General features: G+C 60.4%; 12 protein-coding genes. 6 read left to right on the top strand and 6 right to left on the bottom strand.

Features of this window, described 5'->3' with window-relative positions; all coding sequences use genetic code 11:
• Positions 1–43 precede the first annotated feature (43 nt).
• Positions 44–874: an amidohydrolase family protein gene (locus tag FTE24_RS05030; protein ID WP_150229044.1), complete on the bottom strand. Its 831-nt coding sequence runs from the start codon at positions 872–874 to the stop codon at positions 44–46.
• Between the two features lie 124 nt (positions 875–998).
• Between FTE24_RS05030 and FTE24_RS05025 the strand changes: the two genes are divergently transcribed.
• From FTE24_RS05025 to FTE24_RS05005, 5 genes are all read left to right on the top strand, one after another.
• On the top strand, positions 999–1,874 hold the full coding sequence (locus FTE24_RS05025; RefSeq protein WP_141449810.1) for a helix-turn-helix domain-containing protein: 876 nt from the start codon (positions 999–1,001) through the stop codon (positions 1,872–1,874).
• 112 nt (positions 1,875–1,986) lie between these two features.
• Positions 1,987–2,400: a MerR family transcriptional regulator gene (locus FTE24_RS05020; RefSeq protein WP_141449811.1), complete on the top strand. Its 414-nt coding sequence runs from the start codon at positions 1,987–1,989 to the stop codon at positions 2,398–2,400.
• A complete protein-coding gene (locus FTE24_RS05015; protein WP_141449812.1) occupies positions 2,372–3,355 on the top strand; it encodes an aldo/keto reductase in 984 nt (327 codons plus the stop codon). The genes FTE24_RS05020 and FTE24_RS05015 overlap by 29 nt, the downstream gene beginning before the upstream one ends.
• Before the next feature lie 209 nt (positions 3,356–3,564).
• A complete protein-coding gene (locus FTE24_RS05010) occupies positions 3,565–4,449 on the top strand; it encodes a dihydrodipicolinate synthase family protein (protein WP_150229046.1) in 885 nt (294 codons plus the stop codon).
• Between the two features lie 232 nt (positions 4,450–4,681).
• Entirely contained in the window at positions 4,682–5,590 is a 909-nt protein-coding gene (locus FTE24_RS05005; RefSeq protein WP_150229048.1) for a DMT family transporter, read from the top strand.
• Between the two features lie 942 nt (positions 5,591–6,532).
• On the opposite strand, the gene FTE24_RS05000 is transcribed toward FTE24_RS05005, so the two are convergent.
• The 5 genes from FTE24_RS05000 to FTE24_RS04980 form a co-directional block, all read right to left on the bottom strand.
• Complete coding sequence (locus tag FTE24_RS05000) at positions 6,533–7,342, bottom strand: energy-coupling factor transporter transmembrane component T family protein (RefSeq protein WP_150229050.1); 810 nt, start codon at positions 7,340–7,342, stop codon at positions 6,533–6,535.
• Positions 7,332–8,360: an ATP-binding cassette domain-containing protein gene (locus FTE24_RS04995; protein ID WP_150229052.1), complete on the bottom strand. Its 1,029-nt coding sequence runs from the start codon at positions 8,358–8,360 to the stop codon at positions 7,332–7,334. The genes FTE24_RS05000 and FTE24_RS04995 overlap by 11 nt, the downstream gene beginning before the upstream one ends.
• Positions 8,339–9,145, bottom strand: coding sequence for an energy-coupling factor transporter ATPase (locus tag FTE24_RS04990; protein ID WP_150229054.1), 807 nt, complete (start codon positions 9,143–9,145; stop codon positions 8,339–8,341). The genes FTE24_RS04995 and FTE24_RS04990 overlap by 22 nt, the downstream gene beginning before the upstream one ends.
• 1 nt (position 9,146) lies before the next feature.
• A complete protein-coding gene (locus FTE24_RS04985) occupies positions 9,147–9,701 on the bottom strand; it encodes a biotin transporter BioY (RefSeq protein ID WP_150229056.1) in 555 nt (184 codons plus the stop codon).
• Positions 9,702–9,993: 292 nt separating this feature from the next.
• Positions 9,994–12,531, bottom strand: coding sequence for an ATP-binding cassette domain-containing protein (locus tag FTE24_RS04980; RefSeq protein ID WP_150229057.1), 2,538 nt, complete (start codon positions 12,529–12,531; stop codon positions 9,994–9,996).
• 234 nt (positions 12,532–12,765) lie between these two features.
• Between FTE24_RS04980 and FTE24_RS04975 the strand changes: the two genes are divergently transcribed.
• Positions 12,766–13,515 carry a MerR family transcriptional regulator gene (locus FTE24_RS04975; protein WP_150229060.1) on the top strand — a complete coding sequence of 250 codons (750 nt, stop codon included), beginning with the start codon at positions 12,766–12,768 and terminating at the stop codon, positions 13,513–13,515.
• The last annotated feature ends 106 nt before the right edge of the window (positions 13,516–13,621 follow it).

Genomic DNA, 13,621 nt, shown 5'->3' with positions numbered 1-13,621 from the left:
CTTCCTCTCTGCTTGGAGTCATTCACCGGGTCCATGGTTTCGCTTACAGTTGGTAAAAGATTTCGGCGTTCCCGCCGAACAGCAGCGCCCGCTCCCGCTCGCCCCACTCCTGCGGAATCGCGCGAAGCAGAATATCCGTCACCTGTTCGTACGACGCGGCGAGCAGGCAGACCGGCCAATCGCTGCCGAACATGACGCGCTCCGGCCCGAACACCTCCAGCGCATGACGGAGATACGGTACGAAGTCTTCTGTTTTCCAGCCGTCATGATCCCCTTCCGTGACGACTCCGGACACTTTGCAGAACAGATTCGGCAGAAGCGCAAGTTCCCTCAACCGGCTCGCCCACGGCTCGAACTGCCGCTGCCGGATGCACGGCTTGGCCAGATGGTCGACGACGCCCCGCAGATGCGGCACCTGCCGCAGCAGCTCCAGCACGGGGTCCAGCTGATCCGCTGTCAGCAGCAGATCGACCGGGACGTCTTCGTCGGCATAACTGCGCAGCGCTTCGACAAACGCCGGTTCCAGAATGCGCGAGACATCCGGCATGTCCTGGATCATCAGGCGGAATCCGGCGAATTTGGCGTGCCCGCTCAGTTCGTCGTAATGGATACGGTGCTCGGGGTCCAGCAGATCCAGCCAGCCGACGACGCCAAGCACGGACGGATCCTGATCCGCAAGTTCAAGCAGATAGCGCGATTCGTCGAGCGTCGGCGCCGCCTGCACCAGAATGCTGCCGTCCAATCCTTCTTCCCGCAGCAGCGGTTCCAGATCGCCAGGCAGGAAGTCGCGGTACAGAATCGGCAGCTCCGGCGTAATCCATCCGTAATCGCCGCGCGTTATTTTCCAATAATGCTGATGGGCGTCAATACGCATCAAGGCTCCCCCTTTCTAATGAAAGCGTTCTATAAACAGTGTATAGTAAGAAAATGAGCTAGAAAATATCCGATTCCCGCATCTTTATAACCTTTTTTGATTTTTTCGCCGAGGAGAACTGCCGATGCCGCCTATTCGCAAGCCTTTTGAAGGCGAACCGTTATTTCCTTTCGAATTGATCCATCTCACTACCAAAAAGCAAAACGACGAACTGCCCGATCATCTGCACGACCGCTATGAGTTGGTCTATATCCACCGGGGTCAGGGCGTGTTTTTTATCGATCAGGATTGGTATGAGAAAAAGCGCGGGGACTTGTTCCTCATTCCCGGCAATACGATTCACCGGTCCCTGCCCCGCGACGAAGATCCGATCGTATCGTCCGCGCTGTTCTTCGCTCCGTCGCTGCTTGCGGCACCTTCGCTTGGAGACGGGTACGATCCGCTGCTGGCGTTCGAGTTTGCGCGGCAGCGCAGAACGTACCGGATCGAGCTGACCGAGTCGTTGATTTCTGTTGTCGAATCGGCACTGGAGCAGATCGAGAACGAACTGCGGGAGCGGCAGCCCGGTTTTCGGGAAGCGGTCAGAGGGATCACTTCCCGGCTGCTGCTTGCGATCAATCGTTTGATTTGGGCGGAAAAAGACTTCGATCTCGCCGCCGAAGCTTCCGTCGGCCCCGTCTGGATGAACGATGTGCTGCGCAGAATCGACGAATCTCCCGAAGCGCAGAACGGTCTGGCCGCACTGGCGCAGCAGGCCAACGTATCGGCTCCGCATTTCTCTCGCGTATTCAAACGGCTGACGACCATGAATCTGACCCAATACGTTAATGCCAAACGGATGATCCGCGCCAAAGAACTGCTGCGGGCCACGGAACTGACGGTCGAAGAAGTGTCCCGAAGCTGCGGCTACGAGACCCCTGCGCATTTCTACCGGGTGTTCAAGACGCTGACGGGACTGACGCCAAAAAGCTACCGAAATGCCGTGAACTTGAGTGTTTAAAAAATCCGAAAAAGACGGCTTGACTTGGAGTGTTCTCCAAGTAGTAGGATGAGGATATCCCGATGCGCAGGGAGTTATACCCTCCATACTTTCCGGAAAGTAGTGAACGAAAATGAATCCAAATCCCACCTATTCGATCAAACAGCTGGGTGAGCTTACGGGAGTAACCTCCGATACCATCCGTTTTTATGAGAAAGCGAAAGTGATGCCCGCACCGTGCAAAAAGGCAAACGGACATCGTATTTATAGCGAAAAAGATCTGCATCGGCTTCAGTTTATTGTGCAGCTCAAAAAAACAAGCATGACCCTTCAAGAGATCAAAGAGTATTTAACTTACTCGGATACCCGACAATACGAACATTGCTACCGGATTCTTTACAATCAGCAGCAGCAGTTTGAGAAAGAAATCGAAGAGATGCAGAAGACTCTCGATTTACTGAATTACAAAGTCAATAACTTCAAACATTTAATTGAATCGACTCGAGGAGTGAGCTTAAATGAAGACCAAACGCTTAAAGAACAGTGAACTTGAAATCTCCGTACTGGGTCTTGGCTGTATGGGAATGTCAGAATACTATGGTGGCCGGGAAGATTCGGAATCAATTCGTACCCTTCACCGTGCCGCCGATCTTGGCGTGAACTTTCTGGACACCGCGGATACGTATGGCGTGGGCGCCAATGAAGAATTGATTGGAAAAGCGTTTAAAGGACGTCGTTCCGAGATCGTACTGGCAACCAAATTTGGCTCCATGCGCGGGGAAGACGGTTCGTTTCTCGGAATCAGCGGACGACCCGAGTATGTTAGGGAAGCTTGCGAAGCCAGCCTTAAGCGCTTGGGAACAGATCATATCGATCTGTACTACCAGCATCGGGTTGATCCGAACGTTCCGATCGAAGAAACGGTAGGCGCTATGAGTGAACTGGTCAAGGAAGGCAAAGTCCGTTATCTCGGTCTTTCCGAAGCTTCGATCCATCAAATCAAGCGGGCTCACGACGTCCATCCCATTACTGCGCTTCAGACCGAATATTCGCTATGGAGCCGCGAGGCCGAAGATGAGCTTTTCCCGTTATGTGAGCAGCTTGGGATCGAATTTGTCGCGTACAGTCCACTCGGACGGGGGTTTCTGACCGGCCAGATCAAGCGTTTCGAAGATCTCGCACAAGACGATGCCCGACGTTATCTGCCCCGCTTCACGGGCGAGAATTTTCAACGCAACGTGGATCTGGTTCGGCATATTGAATCTTTGGCCGGTGAAAAAGGCGTATCTGCTTCCCAACTTGCCTTGGCCTGGATGATCGCGCAAGGCGTAACGCCGATTCCAGGCACCAAAAGAGTCAAGTATTTGGAAGAAAATGCAGCTTCCGCCGAAATCCAACTGACCCCTTCCGAAATGGCGCGTATCGAAGAGATTTCGCCTAAAGGTATTGCAGCGGGAGGCCGTCACCGGGAAGAACAAATTCCCGACTGGTCCGCCGAGTAAACGAGTTTGGGTTTGGACGGGTAGGTAGAATTTCCATCTTTACTTTGAAACAAAAAGCATGTTTCCCGCAGCGGGAAACATGCTTTTTTTGAAGAGATCCTTTGTTCAGTTGGCCGATAAGTCTACCGAATCTTTCCGATACCCGATATACTGAATGCGATTCGCGCTGTTCGACAGCTTGAAAGCCAACAGTAAAGGAGCGTGCCATTATGTTTACCGGACTATCCGCTTTTCCCCTGACGCCGCTGATTCAGGATACCGTTGACGAAAAAGCGTTTGCCGCCCTGATCGACCGGCTCGCCGCGGCCGAAGTGCATTCGATCGGCGTGCTCGGCTCGACGGGCAGCTATATGTACCTGGACCGCGCGGAACGCCGGCGGGTCGTCGAACTTGCCGTGCGGCAGGCGCAGGGCCTGCCCGTCATGGCGGGCATCGGCGCGCTGCGCACGCGGGACGTGCTGCGGCTGGCCGACGACGCGCAGTGTGCGGGCGCGGCGGCCGTGCTGCTGGCGCCGGTGTCGTACCAGCCGCTGACGGACGAGGAAGTGTACGCTCTGTACGCGCAGGTATCGCGCCATCTGTCCGTCCCGCTGTGCGTGTACGACAATCCGCGCACGACGCGCTTTGCGTTCGGCGACGAGCTGCACGCCCGCATCGCCGAGCTGCCGCAGGTGCGCTCGGTCAAGCTTCCCGGCGTGCCTGACGACGCGGCGCAGGCCCGCGTGCGGGTGGAAGCGCTGCGCGCCCTGCTGCCGGACGCCATGCGGATCGGCGTCAGCGGCGACCGGCTGGGTGCGGCCGGACTGCTCGCCGGCTGCGACGTCTGGTATTCGGTCCTCGGCGGCTTGTTCCCGACCGCCTGCCTGGACATCGTGCGCAGCGCGCAGGCCGGCGACGCCGAAGAAGCGCTGCGGCTCTCGGCGGAGCTTGCGCCGATCTGGGCGCTGTTCGAGCGCCACGGCAGCGTGCGCGCGGCGGCGGCGATCGCGGTGCATCAAGGCTGGATGCACCCGGCGGGATTGCCGCAGCCGCTTCGGCCGGCGGCAGCGGCCGGGATCGAGGCGATCGGCGGGCTTTTGAAGACGCTGCGCTGAGGGGCGACCGCGCTGAAGGAGACTGCGCTGAAGGGCGATCGCGCTGAGAAGCGGGGACGGCAGGCAGCGGCAGCTTCAGCTTCAGTGGCGGGCTCGACGAATCTGCGCCGCAATAAAGGGATCCCCGTCCGTCGGAGCGAAAAGTAATCCTATAATGCCTTCCTCGCAAGAGAACGGTCATATTCGGGTTTTCCCGGCGCAAGCCGGAACCCGCAGGGAGGTTGGGTTCAACATGTGGTTTCTATATGCGCTCGGAGCGGCTGCCTGCTTCGGCGTCAGAGGCATTTTGTATCAATGGACGTCGCAGCGGCCGGCGGACCGGAATTTGCTGTTCGTCGGCGTGTATGTCTCCGGGGCGCTGATCTCGCTGCTGCTGAATCTGCAGGCGCGTCAGCCGTGGAACGGCGGCGTGCAGTTCGGCTTGATGATGGGTTTGTTTTCTTTTGCCGCCAATGCGTCGCTGTATCGGGGATATGAAGTGGGCCGCGCGTCGGTGGTCGCTTTTTTCTCCGCGCTGACGCCCGTGATCGTGGTGTTGGCCGCTTACGTGCTGTGGGGCGAATCGCTTGGCTTCGCGCAGGCCGTCGGCTTCGGGATCGTGGTGCTGGCGCTCGTCGTCGTCCGCTATGGACAGGATTTGCGCGGCGGCCAGCTGCGCGGTTGGCAGTGGGGCACGCTTGCCATGCTGCTGTACAGTTTCACGGATCTCAGTTCCAAACAGTCGGTTCTGTCCGGCGCTTCCATGCTTCCGGTGCTGACCGCCATGTTCGGGTCGGGCACGCTGCTGTTTCTCGGCATGTACACGCTGGACCGGGCACGGGCTGGGCGTGGAGCGCAGGCTGCGGAGCCGGGAGGTTCGTCGGCGCTTCGTACAGCCGCCGCCTCCCCTCCCGCCTGGAGCGCGCCGCGTACGCTGCTGTGGGGCATGACGGTCGGATTGACCAATATCGCCGGCATGGTGCTGATGCTGAACGCGCTGCAGGTCGGCATTACGGGCATCGTATCCGCGATCATCGCGCTCAACATCGTGATCGTGCTGCTGTATGCGCGCTTCTATCTCAAAGAAAGCATGAGCCGGCGCGAAGCGTTCGGGATTCTGCTCGCTTTGGCGGGCATTCTCGTGCTGCGGCTGGTGTCCTGAAGTGCGCGGGGCCCTGCAGCCTTCCGCGCAGCTCCACAGGACCCCACGGGATTTTGTGAAACTCTACCGAACTTTACAAGAGGCTAAAAGACTTCGCCGGAATCGGTAGTACTCCGCGAAACTTCACGAAAATCCGCGGCACTTCGCAGAACGCTGTAGACTCCGCTTGGCACGCTAACGAAGCCTGGTCACGCTATTTTCCCATTCATGCGCTTTTTCCTGTTGTAACGAATCGTCAGCACGCTATTCGACTTAAAACGGCCTTAAATCGACTTTTTACAGCCAATAAGGTTATGAGGATTCGTTAAATAGTTGAAAAGACGAAATAGTGTCAAATAGCGATATGAAGGTTCGTTAGGATTTGTGCGCGGCGCAGGAGATAGGGAGAACGCACAAACTTCAGAGTCCAAAAGAACGGGATTTGGCAGATCGGCAGACGAACTCGGCTCAAGCTGTCGCAAAAGGCGCGATCGTCCTAACGTAGGCGCGTATGCGGCACTCAAATCGGAGCGCAAAAAAGGAACCCTACTCTCCACTTGGAGAATGAGGTTCCTTTTTTGCGGTTGGGTGTCCTGCGGCCACAGCCGACTTGAATCGAATGTTGACGTACAGGCAGCATTTTGTCCGAAAAAGCGTCCCGTTAGAGGAAATGTTGACGATCGGTCAGCATTTTGCTTCGGTCCCGCGTATAAACAGCAAATTTCAGGCCAAATGCTGACGAAAAGTCAGCATTCGGCTTGAAAAGGTGGCGCAGCCCGCAAAATGTGGATCAAAAGTCAACCTTTATAGCAGGGCGGGCACGGATTGCATTATGGCTGCAGATCGCATTCCTGTTGAAGCGTGCCGACGGCGTTTAAGCGTGCCACGGCGTTGGAGCGGGTTGGCCGATCTGCAATCCGCCAAACGCCCGGCAAGGGCGGTGTTTTGCGGAGCGGGATAAGCTCAACGCCCAAACCAAAAGTCGAGCGCCAAAACGGCTGCGGCAGCAAGCAGAAGTACGGCGCCTGCGGCGGCGTCTTGGCGGCGAAGAACAAGCGGACGGTAGACGGTCCGGCCGCGGCCGTCTCCGTACGCCCGCGCGTCGATCGCCATCGTCAGATTGTCCGCGCGGCGGACGGTCGTGACGAGCAGCGGGACGAGCACGGGCACGAACGCGAACAGGCGGCGGACCGGATTCAGGCCGGACGGATCGAAGCCCCGGGCCCGCCGGGCCAGCTGAATACGGTCCACCTCTTCCAGCACGGTCGGGATAAAGCGAATCGCGATCACGATCATGAGCGAGAACTGCTCGACCGGAACGCCAAGCTTCGACAGCGGCTTCAGCAGCCGCTCCAATCCCTGTGCCAGAATCAGCGGCCGGGTAGCGGCGGTCAATACGGAAGCCAGCAGGATCAGTAGGGCGATACGCGCGAAGATGCGCAGCCCTTCTTCCGTCCCTTCGCGCGTGATCCGGATGACGCCGTACGAGGCGATCACGCTGTCGCCGCGTCCGAACAGGATATGGTACAGCAGCGTGAACAGCAGCACGGGCAGAATCGGCAGCAGACCGCGCGCATAACGGCGAAGCGGCACGCGGGAGCCGAGCAGGGCGGCCAGAACGAACAAAGCCGCCGCTCCGTACCCGCCCCAGCCGCGGACGTTCAGCAGGACGATCATCAGCAGCAGCATGCCGAGCAGCTTGGTGCGCGGATCGAGCCGGTGCAGCGCAGAATCCGCTTCGACGAATTGACCGATCAGCAGCCTATTCGCCATGGTCGCCGCTCCCTTTTCGATTTTCCTGCCGCGCCTGCCGCAGATCCTCGTGCCCTTCCTGTCGGTCCTGCCCTCGTTCCTCCTGCGGATCTTCCTGCTCTCTCTGCCATCGTTCGTCCCACCATTGCTCCTGTCCTCTTTCCCCATTCCGCTCCTGCCAGGCTTCACGCACGACGCGCAGGATCTCGTCTTCGCGGCAGTTCGCCGGCTGAAGCCGGCGTCCGGCGAGCCGCTCGACCAGCTTCAGCAGCTCTACCGACTCCGGCAGCGCAAGTCCGGCCTGCTCCAGCAGGTCGCTGCGGCGCAGGAACAGTTCGTTCGCTGCCAGATCGCCGGCCAACCGGCCTTCGCTCAGCAGCAGCACCCGGTCCGAATACTCGGCCACGTCTTCCATCCGGTGCGAGATGAACAGCACGGTACGATTGGCTCGCCGCTGCCACTCCCGCAGCAGGTCCAGCAGCTCGCGCCGGCTCAGCGGATCGAGCGCGGCCGTCGGCTCGTCGAGAATGAGCAGCTTCGGCTCCGCGATCAGGACGGAAGCGATCGCGATGCGCCGCTTCTGCCCGCCGCTGAGCAGCAGCGGCGACTGCGGGAGCAGCTCTTCGCCAAGGCCGAGGCGCGGCAGGATGTCCGCGATGGCCGCTTGGATCTCGCGGGGCGAATCGCCCCGCATCCGCAGCGCAAAACCGAGTTCGCGTTCCACCGTCGTCTCGAAAATTTGGTGTTCCGGGTATTGGAACACGAATCCGATGTCCGGCAGCACCTGCGCCCGGCCTTTGCGGTCCGTGGCGGCCGGGCGGCCGTCGATCCGGTAGTCGCCCGTGTACTCGGGGATCAGCCCTTTGAACAGGCGGGCCAGCGTCGATTTGCCGGCGCCGGTCGGACCGACCAGCGACGTCCAGCTTCCCTGCCGAAGCCCGCAGGTGACGTCCCGCAGCACCGGGCGGCCGCCGAGCGCGACCCCGATTTTCCGCAATGCGTACAAGGCCGGACTGCCTATTTCCGTGGAATGTTCCATTGGTCAGCGACACGCTCCTTCCAATCGGCCGACAGCGAACCGGTCAGGCCGAGATTTTCGTGAACGCGCACGGCGAACGGTGTGTCCAGCGCGTAAGATTCCAGATCGGCCGAAGCGAAAAAATCGTCCGGCGTACCGTCGAAAGCAATCTCTCCGCGATCGAGCAGCAGCACCCGGTCCGACGCCGGCACTTCGTCCATATGGTGCGTGATCTGCACGACCGTCAGGCCCTGCCGGTGCAGCTCGCGCATCCTGTGCAGGATGTCCGCCCTGCCGCGCGGATCGAGCATCGACGTCGCTTCGTCGAACAGGATCAGCCGGGGGCGCATAGCCAGCACCGCGGCGATCGCCGCGCGCTGCTTCTGCCCGCCCGACAGTTCGTGCGGCGCCGAATCGGCGTACGGTTCCATCCTCACCGTCCGAAGCGCCTGCCGCACCCGCTCGCCGATCTCTTCCGCGGGTACGCGGATATTTTCCAGGCCGAACACGATCTCGTCGCTTACGCTTGTCGTGATGAACTGGTCGTCGGGGTTTTGGAAAATCAATCCGACGCCCTGGCGCACCGCCTGCAGGTGGGCGGCGTCGGAAGTCGGCCGCGCGTCGAACCGGACCGTTCCGCTGCGCGGAAGCAGCAGGCCGTTCATAAGCTTGGCCAGCGTCGATTTGCCGCTTCCGTTGCCGCCGACGATCGAGAGGAATTCGCCTTCCCGGATACGGAAGCTGACGCCGCGCAGCACTTCCTGTCCCCGCCGGTAATGGTAAGAGACCTGATCGAATTCCAGCATGTCAGGCGCCGTGCACTTTCTCTTCGATCGGGCTGACCGCGCGGGCCTGAATGACGACGACGGCCGCTACGACCGCTTTGATCAGGTCGCCCGGCAGGAAGACGGCGGAAGCGGCGAGTCCCGGCCAGATCGGCGTGTTCGTAATAAGCGCCATGACCGGCGCGCCGATCAGATTGACCAGCAGCACGCCGAACACGGCGTTAATGGCGATCAGCTTCCAGGTCTTCAGGCGGGGCCAGACTTTCTCCGACGCCCAGCCGATGCAGAAAGCCGCGATCGGCCAGCTAAAGATGTAGCCGGCGGTCGGTCCGACGAGCGGCGCCAATCCGCCGGAGCCTCCGGCCAGGATCGGCAGTCCGATCGCGACCAAGACGATAAACAGGATCAGGCTGAGCGCACCCGTTTTTTTGCCCAGAAAACCGCCCGCCAACATGACGCCAAGCGTCTGCAGCGTGATCGGGACCGGAATGAAGCCGAGCGGAATCGGCGGAATCATGCCGAGCACCGCGATCAGCGCGGCGAACAGAGCCGCGTATACCATTTCTTTTGTTTTCAAGAGAATCGACCTCCGAGTAGGATACTGTCAAGTCCGGAACGGGCGTACCGTTCCGGCTTGCTAGCAGTATAGCGTGCCGAAGATTCATTGTAAACTTATATTTTCATACAAGGTTAACAATGAAACGGTACAGCCTGAACGCCTGCACTCAAATGCTTGAACCGGAACGTCTGCACTCAAACGCTTACATCCGAACGCCCGCATCCGACCCTTCGTCTCGCTCCTACTCCGCCCCTCGCCCCCACGCCCCGGCCTAATGCCGAGGCTGCGAGGCGAGGACGTCTTTTTTTACTCAAGACGGCCTGCCCAAATGTTCCGCCGTGGCGCCTTTTCCCGACAACAGCAGGTCTGCCGGCTTGCCGCTGAAGCCTACCTGCCCGCCGCGCACCCCGCCTTCCGGTCCGAGATCGACGACCCAATCCGCGTCCGCGACGACCTGCATATTATGCTCCACGATGATCACGGTGCTGCCGGAATCGACCATCGCGTGCAGCAGCTTGAGAAAATGGTCCACATCAGCCGGATGCAGTCCCGTCGTCGGCTCGTCCATCAGGTACAGGAGGCGTTTGGCTTTGGAGCCGAGCAGTTCGGACGCAAGCTTCAGCCGCTGCGCTTCGCCGCCGGACAGCGTGGTCAGCGTCTGCCCAAGTTCCAAATAACCGAGACCCACTTCGTTCAGCAGATGCAGGATGCGCCGCAGCTTGGGCAGACGCTCGAACACGGTCGCCGCCTCCTCGATCGGCAGCCGCAGCGTCTCGTGAATCGAGCGGCCGAGGTACGTCACGGCGAGCACGTCTTCGCTGAACTGGCGTCCGCCGCAGACGTGGCAGATCTCCTCGATATTTTCGAAAAACAGCATGCTGCTCGTCACCGTTCCGAGTCCTTCGCAGTTTTCGCAGCGGCCGCCCGGGGTGTTGAACGAGAAGCTTTTGGCCGACAGCCCGCGCGCCCGCGCTTCTTCGAGGCTGCCATACAGCTTGCGAATCTCGCCGTAGGCTTCGGAATACGTCGCCACGTTGGAGCGCTTCATGCGCGTGATCGCCGATTGGCGAATCGTGACGACCCGGTCGAACGCCTCCAGGCCGGTGATCTGGCCGCGGCGCCGATCGGGAGCGCTCCCGGGGTCTGCCGCCGCGGCCAGCACGCCGAAGATCAGCGAAGACTTGCCCGAACCGGATACGCCGGTCACGGCAACGAGGCAGCCGGTCGGGATACGCACGTTCACTTCCTGCAAATTGTGCAGCGAAGCGCTTGCGATGCCGATCGACGCGCCGTCTCCTTGGCGGGGCCGGCGCAGAGGCGGCTGCTCCCGCTTCAAGTAAGCGCCCGTCACGGAAGCTTCGCTGCGCATCAGCTCCGCAAGCGTGCCCTGCGCAACGACGCGGCCGCCGTGCCTGCCGGAGCCCGGCCCCAGATCTACGATATGATCGGCGGCCCGCATCACTTCCGGATCGTGCTCGATAACGAGCACGCTGTTGCCCAAGTCCCGCAGGCGCTGAAGAACAGCAATCACGCCTTCCGTGTCGCGGGGATGCAGGCCGATCGTCGGCTCGTCCAGCAGGTACATCATGCCGGTCAGGTCGGAATCGAGCGCCGCGGCCAGCTTGATCCGCTGGCTCTCGCCGCCGGACAGCGTGATCATCTGCCGGTCGATCGACAGATATCCGAGCCCGATCCGCTCCAACCGGCTAATCTTCGTCCGCAGGTCTTCGAGGTAGATGCGTACCGACTGCCCGCCCGAATTGCTGCCCAAATCCTCGCCCGGCTTCCAACCCGAAGCCTTGTCCGATTCCCCGCCTTGCAGAGCCGCCAGCCACTGTCCCAGTTCTTCCAGCGACAGTACGCTCAGTTCCGGCAGTCTCCGCCCGGCGACGGTGACGCTCCGGCTCAGCGGATTCAGCCGTTCTCCGGCGCAGGAAGCGCAGCGTACCGAATCGAAATACCGGTTCAACCCTTTGGCGTCGCCTTCCTTCTCGGACATGCGCCGCCAAAGCGTGGTCAGCACGCCTTCGAAGCGCCCGGCGGAGACGCTTTTGGGCGGCTGGATCTGCGGGAACAGCGCTTTGACCTGCGCCGAATCCGCGCCCCAATGCAGCAGCGCCGTCTGCGCTTCGCCGTATTCGCCGACCGGCGTCTTCCGGTCGGCCGGAACGCCGTAATGCGCCAGCGCTTTGTGCAGCAGATCGACCTGGTAGTCTTGGTACGCCTGCGCCCAATAATCGACCGCTCCGCCTTGCGGAGAGCGCGATGCGTCGATGCAGCGCTCCGGCACGAGGCTGAGCCGGCTGCCGAGTCCCTGGCAGTCCGGGCAGGCGCCTTCCCGCGTATTGGCGGAGAAATGGCTGCGCGTCAGCTTGTCCATACGCTGACCGCAGCGGCTGCAGTCCATATAGACACGGAATTCCCCGTCGATTACGGTCGTCGTCTCGCGGCAGTCCGCCGCCGAGATCCGCTCTCCGCAGTGCGGACAGTCGCGCTCGCCGAGCTTTTCGTACAGCATGCGCAGATCGGTGTAAATATTCGTCTTCGTGCCTACCGTGGAGCGGGGATTGCGGTTCGACTCGCTCTGCGTGATCCGGATCGCGGACGACAGGAAGCGAATCCGGTCCACGTTCGGTTTGCGAATGCCCTGGTAGCCGACCGCTTCGAGGTACTGCCGCTGGCTTTCCCGAAAAATCGTCTCGACCAGCGTCGATTTGCCCGAACCGGACAACCCCGTGAAGACGACCAGCCGTTCTCTCGGAATGTCCAGATCGACGGACTTCAACTGACCTTCCCGGGCTCCCCGGATCTGGATCGTATCGTTCGGGGTGTGCCTGTTTCTATTCATGGGTATGCTCCTCCCTTTTCTTCGCGAACGTTCTTGCTTCGATCATATAACATTGAGGCAATCTTTCGGTTAAAAGAGGGCAGACCCTTGCAGCGCGGCGCTTTTTCCGGTTAAATGTTGTCGTAGCGCTTGAAGGTTCAATTTGAAGGTTGAGCGGAAAAGAAAATAGAATCCGATGTGAAAATAAAATCCAAAATGAACATCCAAAACCCAAAAGCGAAAGGAGCCTGCTCCATGACCGACTCTCGCTCCGCCGTCGATCGGTGGACGCCCAAACAGGCGGCCGAAGCGCTGGGCGTCAGCACGACGACGCTGCGCAGCTACGAACGGCAGCACCTGATTCCCGACGTGCCGCGGATCGGCGCCGGACGCCGCATGTACGGACAGATCCATCTGCATGCTTTTCGCTCGCTCCGCGCGCTGCTTGCGGCGTACAGCATTCCGACCGCTTATTCGGTCATGCGCCTGATCCGGGAGCGGCAGATCGGCGAAGCGCTGTGGGCGCTCAATGCCGAGCAGGCGCAGATTCAGGCGGAGAACAGCCGGCTGACCGAAATTATGCGGCTGATCGAACGGACCGATTTCTCCGCGTACAACGGACGCCGCATCACGGATTGCATGAGCATCGGCGAAGTATCGCAGATTGCGGGCGTCAACCCGTCGGCCGTGCGGCATTGGGAAAAAGAAGGGCTGATCCGGCCGCGCCGCCATCCGCAAAGCGGGTATCGGCAGTTTGCGCCGCGCGAGCTGCGCCGGATCATCGTAATCAGCAGCCTGCGCCAGACCGTCTATTTTATCGAAGCGATCCGGAAGCTGCTGGACGATCTCGATACCGGGAACCTGCCGGCCGTGGAACAATCGTTCCGGATCGCGCTGGAGAAGCTGAACGGCCGGCTTGCCCGGCAGTATGCGGCCATTTCCGAGCTGATGGCGTATATCGGGATGTTGGAAAATGAGGTGCATGCGCCCCATGCGCCTGCCTGAACGCAGAAAGTAAAAAGCCCCTTTTCCGAAACTTTCGGGAAAGGGGCTTTTGCGTAGGCAGCACGATCGAGTCAGGGCATTTTTTCGAAAAAAGGGCGAATCCGCG

The sequence above is a fragment of the Saccharibacillus sp. WB 17 genome, assembly GCF_008634075.2.
In the GTDB taxonomy this organism is placed as follows: Bacteria; Bacillota; Bacilli; order Paenibacillales; family Paenibacillaceae; genus Saccharibacillus; species Saccharibacillus brassicae.
Note: the sequence above shows the minus strand (reverse complement) of the source record. Positions and strands in the feature narration are given on the sequence as shown.

What these genes read in the sequence shown, in the direction of transcription:
- FTE24_RS05030 (WP_150229044.1), bottom strand. Translation starts at nt 874, where the DNA reads ATGCGTATTGACGCCCATCAGCATTATTGGAAAATAACGCGCGGCGAT.
- FTE24_RS05025 (WP_141449810.1), top strand. Translation starts at nt 999, where the DNA reads ATGCCGCCTATTCGCAAGCCTTTTGAAGGCGAACCGTTATTTCCTTTC.
- FTE24_RS05020 (WP_141449811.1), top strand. Translation starts at nt 1,987, where the DNA reads ATGAATCCAAATCCCACCTATTCGATCAAACAGCTGGGTGAGCTTACG.
- FTE24_RS05015 (WP_141449812.1), top strand. Translation starts at nt 2,372, where the DNA reads ATGAAGACCAAACGCTTAAAGAACAGTGAACTTGAAATCTCCGTACTG.
- FTE24_RS05010 (WP_150229046.1), top strand. Translation starts at nt 3,565, where the DNA reads ATGTTTACCGGACTATCCGCTTTTCCCCTGACGCCGCTGATTCAGGAT.
- FTE24_RS05005 (WP_150229048.1), top strand. Translation starts at nt 4,682, where the DNA reads ATGTGGTTTCTATATGCGCTCGGAGCGGCTGCCTGCTTCGGCGTCAGA.
- FTE24_RS05000 (WP_150229050.1), bottom strand. Translation starts at nt 7,342, where the DNA reads ATGGCGAATAGGCTGCTGATCGGTCAATTCGTCGAAGCGGATTCTGCG.
- FTE24_RS04995 (WP_150229052.1), bottom strand. Translation starts at nt 8,360, where the DNA reads ATGGAACATTCCACGGAAATAGGCAGTCCGGCCTTGTACGCATTGCGG.
- FTE24_RS04990 (WP_150229054.1), bottom strand. Translation starts at nt 9,145, where the DNA reads ATGCTGGAATTCGATCAGGTCTCTTACCATTACCGGCGGGGACAGGAA.
- FTE24_RS04980 (WP_150229057.1), bottom strand. Translation starts at nt 12,531, where the DNA reads ATGAATAGAAACAGGCACACCCCGAACGATACGATCCAGATCCGGGGA.
- FTE24_RS04975 (WP_150229060.1), top strand. Translation starts at nt 12,766, where the DNA reads ATGACCGACTCTCGCTCCGCCGTCGATCGGTGGACGCCCAAACAGGCG.